Source organism: Secundilactobacillus pentosiphilus (assembly GCF_002217985.1).
GTDB classification, from domain to species: Bacteria; Bacillota; Bacilli; order Lactobacillales; family Lactobacillaceae; genus Secundilactobacillus; species Secundilactobacillus pentosiphilus.
This window is the reverse complement of sequence record NZ_BCMI01000007.1, coordinates 13,476-26,331: the sequence shown is the minus strand read 5'-3', so window position 1 is coordinate 26,331 and position 12,856 is coordinate 13,476. Positions and strand designations below refer to the sequence as shown.

12 protein-coding genes are annotated in these 12,856 nt (G+C 46.4%); 9 read left to right on the top strand and 3 right to left on the bottom strand.

Features of this window, described 5'->3' with window-relative positions:
• Positions 1–63: 63 nt before the first annotated feature.
• The 5 genes from CES81_RS04895 (at position 64) to CES81_RS04875 (ending at position 4,971) form a co-directional block, all read left to right on the top strand.
• A complete protein-coding gene (locus CES81_RS04895) occupies positions 64–612 on the top strand; it encodes a TetR/AcrR family transcriptional regulator (protein ID WP_089120903.1) in 549 nt (182 codons plus the stop codon).
• Between the two features lie 376 nt (positions 613–988).
• Positions 989–1,639, top strand: a complete 651-nt coding sequence (gene deoC, locus CES81_RS04890) for a deoxyribose-phosphate aldolase (RefSeq protein ID WP_089120902.1) — start codon at positions 989–991, stop codon at positions 1,637–1,639.
• Between the two features lie 13 nt (positions 1,640–1,652).
• On the top strand, positions 1,653–2,843 hold the full coding sequence (locus CES81_RS04885) for a phosphopentomutase (protein ID WP_089089331.1): 1,191 nt from the start codon (positions 1,653–1,655) through the stop codon (positions 2,841–2,843).
• A gap of 12 nt (positions 2,844–2,855) precedes the next feature.
• Positions 2,856–3,563: a purine-nucleoside phosphorylase gene (gene deoD, locus CES81_RS04880; protein ID WP_089089332.1), complete on the top strand. Its 708-nt coding sequence runs from the start codon at positions 2,856–2,858 to the stop codon at positions 3,561–3,563.
• A 109-nt stretch (positions 3,564–3,672) separates the two neighbouring features.
• Positions 3,673–4,971, top strand: a complete 1,299-nt coding sequence (locus CES81_RS04875) for a pyrimidine-nucleoside phosphorylase (protein ID WP_089120901.1) — start codon at positions 3,673–3,675, stop codon at positions 4,969–4,971.
• 77 nt (positions 4,972–5,048) lie between these two features.
• Here the strand turns inward: CES81_RS04875 and CES81_RS04870 are convergent, their stop codons facing one another.
• Entirely contained in the window at positions 5,049–5,690 is a 642-nt protein-coding gene (locus CES81_RS04870; RefSeq protein WP_089120900.1) for an SDR family oxidoreductase, read from the bottom strand.
• A gap of 187 nt (positions 5,691–5,877) precedes the next feature.
• On the opposite strand from CES81_RS04870, the gene fabI reads away from it, so the two are divergent.
• Both fabI and CES81_RS04860 read left to right on the top strand, forming a co-directional pair.
• Entirely contained in the window at positions 5,878–6,636 is a 759-nt protein-coding gene (gene fabI / locus CES81_RS04865) for an enoyl-ACP reductase FabI (protein ID WP_089120899.1), read from the top strand.
• A 572-nt stretch (positions 6,637–7,208) separates the two neighbouring features.
• Positions 7,209–8,063: an SPFH domain-containing protein gene (locus CES81_RS04860; protein ID WP_089089336.1), complete on the top strand. Its 855-nt coding sequence runs from the start codon at positions 7,209–7,211 to the stop codon at positions 8,061–8,063.
• 92 nt (positions 8,064–8,155) lie between these two features.
• On the opposite strand, the gene CES81_RS04855 is transcribed toward CES81_RS04860, so the two are convergent.
• The gene (locus CES81_RS04855) at positions 8,156–9,004 is read right to left on the bottom strand and encodes an aldo/keto reductase (protein WP_089120898.1); all 849 of its coding nucleotides are present in this window, start codon (positions 9,002–9,004) and stop codon (positions 8,156–8,158) included.
• Between the two features lie 64 nt (positions 9,005–9,068).
• Positions 9,069–9,515 carry an NUDIX hydrolase gene (locus tag CES81_RS04850; protein WP_089120897.1) on the bottom strand — a complete coding sequence of 149 codons (447 nt, stop codon included), beginning with the start codon at positions 9,513–9,515 and terminating at the stop codon, positions 9,069–9,071.
• Positions 9,516–9,746: 231 nt separating this feature from the next.
• Between CES81_RS04850 and CES81_RS04845 the strand changes: the two genes are divergently transcribed.
• Both CES81_RS04845 and CES81_RS04840 read left to right on the top strand, forming a co-directional pair.
• On the top strand, positions 9,747–11,177 hold the full coding sequence (locus CES81_RS04845; RefSeq protein WP_089089339.1) for an APC family permease: 1,431 nt from the start codon (positions 9,747–9,749) through the stop codon (positions 11,175–11,177).
• A 68-nt stretch (positions 11,178–11,245) separates the two neighbouring features.
• Positions 11,246–12,583 carry an aspartate aminotransferase family protein gene (locus CES81_RS04840; protein WP_089120896.1) on the top strand — a complete coding sequence of 446 codons (1,338 nt, stop codon included), beginning with the start codon at positions 11,246–11,248 and terminating at the stop codon, positions 12,581–12,583.
• Positions 12,584–12,856 lie beyond the last annotated feature (273 nt).

Here is a 12,856-nt window from a genome sequence, read left to right as displayed (position 1 = left end):
ACAATTCCCCTAGAATTGATTGATAATGGCAATCAATATTAAGAGAGAATTGGAGAATTAACCATGGGTAAAGCACAGGAGAGAACTCGGCGCCAGATATTAAGTGCCTTTTTAGAGCTTTTGAGTGAGAAGCCGTACGACATGATTAGTGTTTCAGAAATTTCGGTAGCGAGTTTTATCACTCGCAGTACGTTTTATCGCTATTTTGATGATAAGAAGAGTTTATTGATGGCAGAAATCGAAGATACCATCCAAAAACGGGTGCCCGACCAGCCGTTGTTAATTCAGTTCGTTGAGTATGTTGAGGACTATTGGCCGGTTTTAAGGAATTTGACCCCAAGCCGGCAGAGCCGCTCAGACCTTCACGAAATTTTGAACCAGGTCCTTTGGGAACTGATCAATCGGCGGGTTGCTAATGGCTCGCAGAATGATCCGGTGATTGCGTTTATTCAGCGTTCGCGTAATAGGGATATTATGATCGGTGCAATCGAAGGCATGTTAATGGGAATCTTAGAACGGTACGTGATTGAAGGAACGGAGAAAATCAACCATCGGCAGCTGGAAGCAGCCATTGGGGAAATCGACAGTTTGTTTCAATCAAAACAGTATTAAGCAAAGGTAAGGACCTGTGACTTAAGTCTATATCGATAAGGATAGCAGTTAATTTCTTGACGAAAACACAACGTCAGATTTACTTTTGTTCACGCCTTTAATATAGCCTTAACCCGCTCCATAACTCAGATTCCGGCCATTTAACACCCCAAAGCGTCCTCCCGATCAAGACCATCGGAAGAACGCTTTGGGGTGTTAAATTCTGGAATCTACCGAGTTATGTCACGGCCTCAAAATTTCTTAACAACTAATGAGAAAATGCACAAAGTTTGCTATATTTTAGCATATTCGTGTACACGAGAATGGTGACATGATATTATGAAAACGGTTACAGTAAACTAATTGCATTCATAATATTGATGAAGGAGTGCCTACCATGAAATTAGCCAAGTATATCGACCACACCATTTTAAACGCGGACGCCACTGAGGCGGATGTAGATAAAGTTATTGCAGAAGCCATTAAGTACGACTTTGCTTCAGTATGTATCAATCCCTATTGGGTCAAGCACACTGCAGCTGCGTTAAAGGATTCGGACGTGAACACCTGTACTGTGATTGGTTTCCCACTGGGGGCCACTTCGACAGAAAGTAAGGCTTTTGAAGCTAAACAGGCCATTAAAGATGGCGCTGACGAGCTGGATATGGTGATCAATGTCGGTGAACTTAAAGCTGGTCATGATGATGCCGTTCTAGCTGATATCAAAACGTTGGCGGATACCGTTCACAGCGAAAGTAAGCTGCTTAAAGTTATTATTGAAACCGCGCTGCTAACGCACGATGAAAAAGTTCGGGCCTGTCAGTTGGCGGAAAAGGCCGGGGCCGACTTTGTGAAAACGTCTACGGGATTCTCAACGGCAGGCGCCAAAGTTGAAGACGTTAAGCTGATGCGTGAGGTTGTCGGTGACCGATTAGGCGTGAAAGCTTCCGGCGGTGTTCATTCTAAAGCGGAAGCGGAAGCCATGATTGATGCCGGTGCCACCCGAATTGGTGCCAGTGCCAGCGTCAAGATTGTGACAGAAGGTTAAGGAGGTTGCAACCATGACTTTTAAACGAATATTTGGAATTGTCATTGACTCTGTTGGAATTGGTGAAGCCAGCGACGCCAATAAATTTGATGATGTGGGCGCGGATACGCTTGGCCACATCGGGGAGTTTTATCAGGGAAAGCTGCACCTGCCTAACCTAGCTAAAATGGGACTATCAAACATTCGTCCTGATAATCCAATCAAGGGGGTTGAACCCGCTAGCAATCCGATCGGCTACTTTGGCAAAATGCATGAGGTTTCAGTCGGCAAAGACAGTATGGATGGTCACTGGGAAATGATGGGTTTGCCCGTCACCGAACCGCTTGGATTCTTTCCGCAGGGCTTCCCAGCTGAACTGATTAAAAAAATTGAGGACTTTAGCGGTCGGCACGTGATCGTCAATAAACCCTATTCCGGCACTGAAGTGATCCACGACTATGGTGAACAGCAGATGAAGACCGGGGATTTGATCGTCTATACCTCTGGTGATTCGGTTCTGCAGATTGCTGCTCACACGGACGTTATTCCGCTGAAAGAATTATACAAAATTTGTGAGTATGCACGCTCGATTACGATCGATAAGCCATACCGGATTGGGCGGATCATTGCCAGACCATACGTTGGACCAGATAAAGATCACTTTACCCGGACATCGGACCGGCATGACTTTACGTTAGCCCCGACTGGTGAAACGGATTTAGACCGGCTTAAGAATGCCGGGCTAGACGTTTTAGCAGTGGGGAAAATCAACGATATTTTCTCTGGTCAAGGCATTACAGAGGGTGTCCATACCACTAGTAACGACGATGGCATGAAACACACGCTGGCGAACGCGGAAAAGGATTTTACCGGTTTCAGCTTTACCAACCTCGTTGATTTTGATGCGATGTATGGTCACCGTCGAAACCCAGAAGGTTATGGCAAGGCACTGATGGCCTTTGATGAACAGTTGGGAGATTTGTTAGCCACGTTGCAGGACGGTGATCTCTTGATGATCACGGCCGATCACGGTAACGATCCCGGCTACAAAGGCACTGATCATACTCGTGAATACGTGCCGCTCCTAGTTTATTCACCGCAGTTCAAGCAAAACGGCTCCCTGGGTATTCGGCGCACGTATGCGGACTTTGGTGCCACCATTCTGGATAACTTTAATGTTAGCGGCAATGCAACTGGGACGTCGTTCTTAGAAGCATTGGAATAGGAGGAAGAGATTATGAGTACACACATTGGTGCTAAAATGGGCGATATCGCTGAAACGGTACTGCTTCCGGGTGACCCCTTACGCGCAAAGTACGTTGCGGATAATTTTTTAGACGATGTGGTTCAGTATAATTCAGTCCGAAACGCCTTTGGTTATACCGGAACCTATAAGGGCCATAAAGTTTCCGTTCAAGGAACCGGTATGGGGATCCCGTCGATTTCAATCTACACGAACGAACTGATTCGCTTTTTCGGTGTCAAACATCTGATGCGGATCGGCAGCATCGGCGGTTTCGGTGAATCAGTAAAAATTCGCGATATCCTGATTGCAGAATCAGCCAGTACCGATTCTGCCATTATTCAAAATACGTTTAAAGCTGGGGTAATCTATGCACCGACTGCTGATTTCAATATGCTGTTAACGGCTTATCAAGCAGCTAAAGATGCGGGTGTTGCCGTCAAAGTCGGCAATATCTTTAGTGCGGATCGTTTCTATAATGATGAGATCGATTATCAGCAACTGATCGATTATGGCGTCTTGGGAACGGAAATGGAAACCGCTGCGCTGTATATGCTGGCTGCAAAATTTGGTGTTCAGGCACTGTCGATCAATACCGTTAGTGATAATCTGACCACCGGTGAAGCACTCTCAGCAGCAGATCGTCAGAGCTCGTTTAGTGAAATGATGACGGTGGCACTGGAAACGGCCATTAAACTATAAGTTGCATTCAACGATATAAAACGGGGGTAGCAGTTAGGCTTTTTGGGCGTCTAACTGCCGCCCCTTTCTGTTAATGAAGTGAGACTAATGATCTGAGGAGGAACTCATAATGAGAATGGTAGATGTGATTGACCACAAGCGAAACGGTGGCGAGTTAACCAATGACGAAATCAAATTTTTCGTAGATGGTGTGGTGGATGGCAGTATTCCTGATTACCAAACCAGTGCCTTACTGATGGCCATCTATTTTAACGGTATGGCGGATGGTGAGCAGGCTGAACTGGCGATGCAGATGCTGAAATCTGGTGATCAGCTTGACTTATCAGACATTCCTGGGATTAAAGTGGATAAACACTCTACGGGTGGCGTGGGTGATAAAACCAGTCTGCCGTTAGCCCCGATGATTGCGGCGCTGGGGATTCCGATTCCCATGATTTCTGGTCGGGGACTTGGCCATACTGGTGGGACTTTGGATAAATTGGAAGCGATTCCGGGCTTTAAAGTGGAGCTGTCAGAAGAACAGTTCAAGCAGCAGGTGAAAGACATTCACTTAGCCATTGTTGGCGCAACGGGTAACATTGCGCCAGCCGATAAAAAAATATATGCCCTAAGAGACGTGACGGATACCGTTGATTCCATTCCGCTCATTGCGGGGTCCATTATGAGCAAGAAGATTGCTTCGGGAACCGATGCGTTGGTACTGGACGTTAAGACTGGTTCCGGTGCTTTCATGAAGACGGAAGAGCAAGCCCGTGCTTTAGCAAAGGCGTTGGTATCCATCGGTCAAAATGCCGGCATGGACTGTATGGCACTGATTTCTGACATGAATCAGCCGCTGGGCCGGATGGTCGGCAATGCTTTGGAGATTCAAGAAACCATTGATATTCTAAAGGGACAGGGACCAGCGGATATTACCGATTTGGTCTTGACCCTTGGTAGTCAGATGGTAGTTTTAGCCCAAAAGGCCCAAACGCTGGCGGAAGCACGTCAGATGCTCGAAGAAGTCGTTGCTAACGGTAAGGCGCTGGAGAGCTTTCGTCAGATGGTCATTGCCCAGGGCGGTGACGAACGTGTGGTGGATGACCCAACGATTATGCCGCAGGCCAAGTACAAGATCGATTTACCAGCAAAATCCAGCGGGGTGGTTGCCCAGATGACCGCTGATGAAATCGGCATTGCCAGCATGCTGCTTGGCGGCGGCCGGCAGACCAAGGATGATCCGCTGGACTACGCGGTTGGTATCGAACTTAAGAAAAAGGTCGGTGACCCGGTTGAAGCAGGCGAACCGTTATTAACCATTTATGCCAACCAGGAAGATATTGAAAAAGTTAAAGAACTGCTGTACGACAATATCGAAATTGCTGATTCAGCTGAACCGATAACGTTGATTCACGAGATCGTAAAATAGGCTAACTGCACAAATAAGGACTAAGCACGGCGCTTCAGCCGTCCTTAGTCCTTATTTTGGTTCAGTTCAATTTAAAGTTAATAAAACGACGGTTTGTCGCCATCAGTTCCGGGCTGGTCAACACCTACTGAGTGACCAATTTCTTTAGTTGGGTCATTGATCAAAGAGACGATAAAGTCGGCAATACTTTTCCGGGAGACTTCGGTACCCTTAAACGGCTCACCCTTTTGCGTTGTCTCATAGCTGACAATGTCCTTATTCGATAACCAGGCTGGACGGATTAAGGTGTAGTCCAAACCGGAAGCTTCGATGACTTTAGCAGCTGCGGAGTAGGTTTCCAAATAGCCGCCATCCAGCATTTGGTGGTTCCACTGACCGTACTTGCCGGGCACTTCATCATAAATTCCCAGAGTTGAGATCCAGATCAAACGCTTCAATCCGGCTGCTTTCATAGCAGCAACTACCGTTTTGGCCTGCTTTTCAATATCGTGATTACCCAGATTAGCATATACGATATCTTGGCCCTTCATGGCTTTTTCCAAGCTAGCCTGATCCGTGGCGTCACCTTCGACCACCGTTTCACGGGCAGTATCCGAAACACTCAGACGATTGGCATGACGCAGGAACAGGGTCAGCTGGTGATCCGTTTGCGCTAATAATTGTGCCTCTGCTAACTTAGCAATCTTACCGTTTGCACCTAGAATTAATACCTTTGTCATTTTTCATTCACTCCTATCTGATTTACAAGTTTCATTATAATGAGTTGTGCATAAAATTTAACGGACAGATATGGGGGCGTTGTCCGCCACTTGTTTTTGAACGTCTAGATAAGGTAAAATGGGTATTATAGCAAAAGTAGTTAATGGCATTATTCATTTTCAAAATCTTAACAAAAGAGGTATTGTCATGAGTGGCATTTTAACGGGTAAAAAAATTGTGATCATGGGGGTAGCTAATAAGCGCAGTATGGCTTATGGCTGTTTTCAAGCGTTAGAGGCACAGGGTGCGGAAATCATTTTAACTTACCAAAATGATCGGATGCTGAAGAGCTTAAACCGGTTTATTGACGATAGCGTCACGAAAGTTCCCTGCGATGTTAGTGATCCTGCGAACGTCGAAAGTGCGTTCAACTCGATTCATGAGCAAGTCGGTAAGATTGACGGGATCATTCACGCTATCGCCTACGCCGATCCTGAGGATTTAAAGGGTGAGACAACCGATGCTAGTTTGGAGAGCTTTAATACAGCACAGAGCATCAGTGTCTATTCGCTGATCTCGGTAGCGAAGTACGGCCGCAAAATCATGAACGAAGGCGGTTCAATCGTGACGTTGACTTACATGGGTTCTGAACGGGCCATTCCTAACTACAACATTATGGGGATTGCCAAAGCCGGGCTGGAAGCCACCGTGCGTTACCTTGCCCGTGACTTAGCGAGTCAAAACATTCGGGTTAACGCCATTTCTGCTGGTGCGATCAAGACGTTGGCCGTTACCGGGGTTAAGGATTACAGTAAATTAATCAGTCTTTCCAACGAACGGGCGGTTAACGGAGTTGGCGTGACGATTCAAGAAGTCGGTAATACAGCGGCGTTTTTGCTGAGTGATCTCAGCACCGGATTGGTCGGGGATACGGTTTACGTTGATAAAGGTACCCATTTGATTTAATTAGCGGAGGTTGCCGGTTTATTTTACAGAGGAAAATATGCAACAGCGCACTGCTTTCATCTAGCCGAATCGTGTTCAAATCAGCAGATAGCTGCACATAAGGCCCCTCCACCCAATTCCCAAGTTCGGGGAATACCGGTTTACTTTATAGAGAGGAAAATTCAACTGTGCACCACTTTTATGTAGCCGAATCGTGTTCAAATCAGCAGACAGCTGCACATAAGGCCCCACAACCAAATTCCCAAGTTCGGGGAATTCGGTTGTGGGGCCTTATGCTCCGCTATCTATACGCTGATTTTCACACACTAAAAAATCCAGCGAAACGGAGAGATTTCGCCAGACGAGTAACTACCCAATTCTTTAGTGAGTAGGTGAGTCAGCGTACCAAGCGGGAGTCACTGCGCAACTTTTTTTAGTTGAAGGGTAGGGGGAGCAGTACTCAATACGTTCACTCTAACCAAATTATAATCTGAAAATTAAAAAAGCAAAGAATTTACACTTCGAAAAGCCTTTTTTTTAAAAATTAATGTCGTTGAAGTATAATAAACGCAACAGATTGGAGGAGGTTTACCATGACTGAAAAAAACGTTTTTCACGTTAACGGGTATCTCGGACTCATCGTGGCAATTTTACTTTTAGTGGGTGGCGCTTGGCTACTTACACAGGAAACGGCAGTTAGCCTTATTTCGGGTGTTGTTTTGATCCTGATTGCCTTGGTTGGCGGCAGTTCACTGACCATTATTTCACCAAATGAGGCCAAAGCGCTGACTTTCTTTGGCAAGTATATCGGGACGATTCGGACGGCGGGCCTATTCATGACCGTCCCATTAACCAATAAACAGACGGTTTCATTACGGGTTCGTAACTTTAATAGCAACCTGCTGAAGGTTAATGACTCTCGCGGTAACCCCGTTGAAATTGCGGCGGTCATCGTGTTCAAAGTTATTGATACCAGTAAAGCTTTGTTTGATGTTGATGATTATGAACAGTTTGTCGAGATTCAAAGTGAGTCAGCTATCCGACACGTGGCCTCTGAATTTCCTTACGATGCCTTTAACGATCAGGAAACTTTAACCCTGCGCAGCAATCCCACCGAAGTTTCTAATAAATTAACCGAAGAATTGCAATCACGGCTTAAAATTGCCGGTGTTAAAGTGATGGAAACGCGTCTGACCCACTTGGCTTACGCAACTGAAATTGCCAGTGCGATGTTACAGCGCCAGCAATCGTCCGCTATCTTATCAGCGCGGAAAATCATTGTAGACGGGGCGGTTTCAATTACCGAAGATGCCATTGCAAGGCTAGAAAAGGATACGGATTTAAAGCTGACCGATGACCGGAAACTACAATTGATTAACAACGTGATGGTAACCATCATTTCAGAACGTGGGACGCAACCAGTTATTAGTACGAGTGAAACGGAATAGAGAGATACACGTAATAATCAAATCGGATATCAAAAAACGCATTAACCAGTGTCGAAACTGGCTAATGCGTTTTTTCATCGCTATTGCCCTTTTTACAGCACGTCTAAGGGCAGTTTTTCGGTTGGTGCCGGATAAGCTTTATCCAAAACCCGCCTATCATCAGCGGTGAGTTGGATATCACCAGCTAGCACGTTTTCCTTTGCATGATCGGGATTGCTGCTTTGCGGGATTGCCAGAACCTGTTGGTGGGAAACGACCCATGCTAACAGGATTTGATAAGCCGTGGCATGGTGCCGTTTAGCAACTTTGAGAACGTCTGGATCGCTTCCCAGATGGGTATCCAACTGACCCGGAGCACCAACGGGACTGTACGCAATAAATGGTAGATGGTGGTCGGCTTGCCAGCCCAAAAGGCTGTATTCTACACCCCGGCTGCCTAAATTAAACAAATCTTCATTGGCGGCCGCTTTGGGGCCATCAGGTAGTTGCCAAAGTTCTTCAAGATCAGTGACATCAAAGTTTGAAATGCCCCAGGCCTTTGTTTTACCAATGGTGGTTAGCCGCTGTAATTCAGCGACCGTTTCGGAAAGCGGGATCTGGCCGCGCCAATGATAGAGATAAAGGTCAACTTCATCGACGCCCAAGCGCTTTAAACTGGCATCCAAACTGCGCTCCATACGATTTTTGGAAGCGTTGGTCGGCAACACTTTTGAAATTAAATACAGTTGGTCGCGGGGAACGTCTTTAATGGCTTTGCCCACTAACGTTTCTGCCCGGCCCGAACCGTACATTTCTGCGGTATCGATGACCTTTGCACCAGCTGCTAAGCCGGCGTGAATCGCGTTAATTTCCTGTGTTTGTAACGAAGGTTCATCGCCCATATTCCAAGTACCCAGCCCAATGGCGGGAACCTCACTGCCTGCGATGGTGACTGTTTGCATCAAATCGTCCTCCTCATGATTAGAAATCATACACTCAATGTTTATTGTAGAATTTTTAGCAGCATTATACCAACTCAGCTGCCTCTAAAATTTGGCGTGAAAAATCGGTGACCTGTGCTGGCAGCTGATCAAGATTGAAAAAGGCCACTTTGTCGGTTTCGCCAGTTTGAGGGGTGAGTTGCTGGTCCTGGGTAAAAGCTTGATAAACCGCAATTACCGCATCAATTTGATCCCCATTTGGGTAGCGGAAAGCCATCGACGGCCCGCTCAGAATGGTGATAAATTTGAAGTTGACGGCGTGCACGCCGGTTTCTTCGAATACTTCCCGACTGGCGGTTTCTGCCAGCGACTCACCAATTTCTTTTGACCCGGACGGCAGTCCCCATAAATGAGTGTCGCTGCGGTGAACAAACAATAACTGCGCACTGGCGTTATAGACCAGGGCAGCTGATCCGGTTGAAATTAGCGGTTCATGGCCGACCTGTTTTCTTAAATTTAGAATATACCCCATAGGATCACCTCATAAAAGTAGTCACCTTTAATATTAATCCTATTATGGGTGAAATCACTTGTAAATTAAAGCGCTTTGATTAAGTTTCGTGAGCGCTGAAGAGCCGGAAAAGACTTGCACAATATTAAAATAATTGTTAAAATATACTCATTTATTTCTAATGTTCCCTGGAGGAATGGTTTGAAAGGTTTAAATACATAGGCGGCTTATTACCGCTACAGGAGGAATTATATGAGTTTGAAGAGTAAATTCTTACGTCAGGAAGATCCGGCCGTATATCAGGACAAGGACTCTCATTTAGCCCGTGTACTGGGGGTTAAGGATATCTTGGCATTAGGGGTCGGAACAATCGTTTCCACTTCTATTTTTACCTTGCCTGGTGTTGTTTCTGCCCAACATGCTGGCCCAGCCGTTGCACTTTCGTTTCTAGCTGCAGCAGTGGTAGCTGGCTTAGTTGCGTTTGCATACGCTGAAATGGCTGCTGCAATGCCGTTTGCCGGATCCGCTTATTCGTGGATCAACGTGGTGTTCGGCGAAGGGTTTGGCTGGATTGCCGGCTGGGCGCTGTTAGCCGAATACTTCATTGCGGTGGCCTTCGTTGGTTCAGGACTTTCCGCTAACTTTCGCGGTTTAATTCAGCCCTTGGGCGTCACCTTTCCTAAAGCGCTAGCCAATCCATTCGGAACTAATGGCGGTATCATTGATATCACCTCGGTTGTCGTTGTGTTGATGGTTGCTTTTCTCCTTTCACGAGGCGCTTCTACAGCCGCTCGTGTTCAAAATACGTTAGTTGTTTTAAAGGTTTTAGCTATTTTACTCTTTATCGTGGTTGGGGCTACCGCACTCCATCCGCAAAACTACGTTCCATTTATTCCGGCTCATAAAGTTGTTAACGGTAATCAGTTCGGTGGTTGGCAAGGAATTTACGCCGGTGTTTCAATGATTTTCCTGTCTTACATCGGGTTTGATTCCGTTGCTGCTAATTCAGCCGAAGCCAAGGATCCGCAAAAGACGATGCCTCGTGGGATTATGGGGTCATTGGTGATTGCAGTCCTTTTGTTCGTTGCCGTTTCACTGGTACTGGTTGGGATGTTCCATTACAGTGATTACGCTAATAACGCTGAACCCGTTGGCTGGGCACTTCGCCAAAGTGGTCATACTTTGGTTGCAACGGTCGTTCAAGCAATTGCTGTCGTAGGGATGTTTACGGCGTTAATCGGGATGATGCTGGCTGGTTCACGATTGGTTTACTCATTCGGACGTGACGGCCTGCTGCCAAAGTGGCTGGGAGTTTTGAATGATAAACAGCTGCCCAACCATGCGCTATCAACCATCACTATTGTCGGTGTGGTCATCGGGTCGCTGTTTCCATTTGCATTCCTGTCACAGTTAATTTCTGCAGGGACTTTGATTGCCTTTATGTTTGTGTCATTGGGAATCTATAAACTGCGTCCTCGCGAAGGAAAGGATATCCCGGATCCGTCGTTTAAGATGCCGTTTTATCCAGTATTGCCGTTCATTGCGTTCTTAGGTGCACTAGCAGTGTTCTGGGGACTTGATAAAGACGCTAAAATTTACGCCTTGATCTGGTTTGTCTGCGGTCTGCTGGTTTATCTGTTCTACGGGACGAAGCACTCGTCATTGAATAAAACACAGAAATAGTAAAATGAAGACCCCAAAGCGCTGCTTTTTGGGGCCTTTATTTCAGCTATTGTTATGGAGGAATGAAAATGACTGAAAATGAGCGTATCTTAAACGCCGAAGCACCGGCACTGTCAAAAGCAGCGCGGGTGAAGTATTTCAACATCGTGATTGAGTCTGGGAAGGGGGCCACCGTTACTGATGCTGATGGCAAGACTTATATTGATCTGCTAGCCAGTGCCTCGGCAACCAACACCGGGCACTCACATCCCCACGTCGTTAAAGCGGTTCAAGACCAGGCAGCTAAATTGCTGCAGTACACACCAGCATACTTTGCCAATGATCCCGCGGCTAAGCTTGCCCCGCGCTTAGCGGCGTTAGCCCCGATTAGCGGACCAACTGCACTTGGCTGGGGCAACTCGGGTTCCGACGCCAATGATGCGATTATTAAATTTGCTCGCGCTTATACGGGCCGGCCGTATATCGTCAGTTTCACGGGTGCCTATCATGGTTCAACGTACGGGTCACTTAGCTTGTCGTCAGTTAGCTTGAATATGAGCAGGAAAATTGGCCCGTTACTGCCAGATATTATCAAAGTACCGTATCCGGATCCATGGAAACGGCTGTCTGGTGAACCGGAAGCGGCTTTTGTGAACCGTATGTTTGACGCGTTTAAGTTGCCGTTTGAAACTTATTTACCTGCTGAAGAAGTAGCGGCTATTTTGATTGAACCCATTCAAGGCGACGGCGGTATTGTTAAAGCACCAGCTGCCTTTATGCACCAAGTTTATGATTTTGCCAAGGCAAACAGCATTTTATTTGCCGTTGATGAAGTGAATCAAGGTATGGGGCGGACGGGAAAGTGGTGGTCAATTCAGCACTTTGACCTGGAACCGGATTTAATGTCAGTTGGTAAATCACTTGCGTCAGGGTTACCCCTGAGTGCGGTCATTGGCCGTCGGGAAATCATGAATTCCCTGGATTCGCCCGCAAACGCCTATACGACAGCCGGTAATCCAGTGACTGCGGCAGCTGCTATGGCAACGATTGATGTAATTGAAGACGAACACTTACTGGCACGCAGTATTCGGCTTGGTAAAAAAGCGGCGGCCTTCTTTGAAGACGAAAAGCAAAAGTTCAGTTTTATTGCTGATGTGCGGATGTACGGCCTTGATGGCGGTATTGACATCGTTGATTCGGTGACGGGCAAGCCGGATTCTGAAGCTACCGCTAAGCTTGTTTATCGGGTATTTGAATTAGGTGCGATCATGATCTTTTTAAAAACAAATGTATTAAGATTTCAGCCACCGCTGGTCATTACCGATGAACAGCTTCAAGCGGCTTTTAAGATTCTTGATCAAGCTTTTAGTGAACTAGCAGCGGACAAACTTTCATTGCCTAGTAATGTTGATGAAATTGGCTGGTAGTCGGTCATTGAGGAAGGTTAGCACAAGGACAAGAGGTTGTGCTATGAGTCGCTATTGAGAAACCTGCAATCAGGTTTCTTAACTAAAACACAGTTTAAGATTTACTTTCGGCTACTTCCGGCCATTTAACACCCCAAAGCGTCTCCCAAGCAAGACCATCGGAAGAACTTTTTGGGGTGTTAAATCCTGGAATCTACCGAGTGATGTCGCGGCTTGTCGTTTTCAGATCTTTCATAGAAAGCAGCCGCGCTTTCAGCGTTAAATAAAAAATAT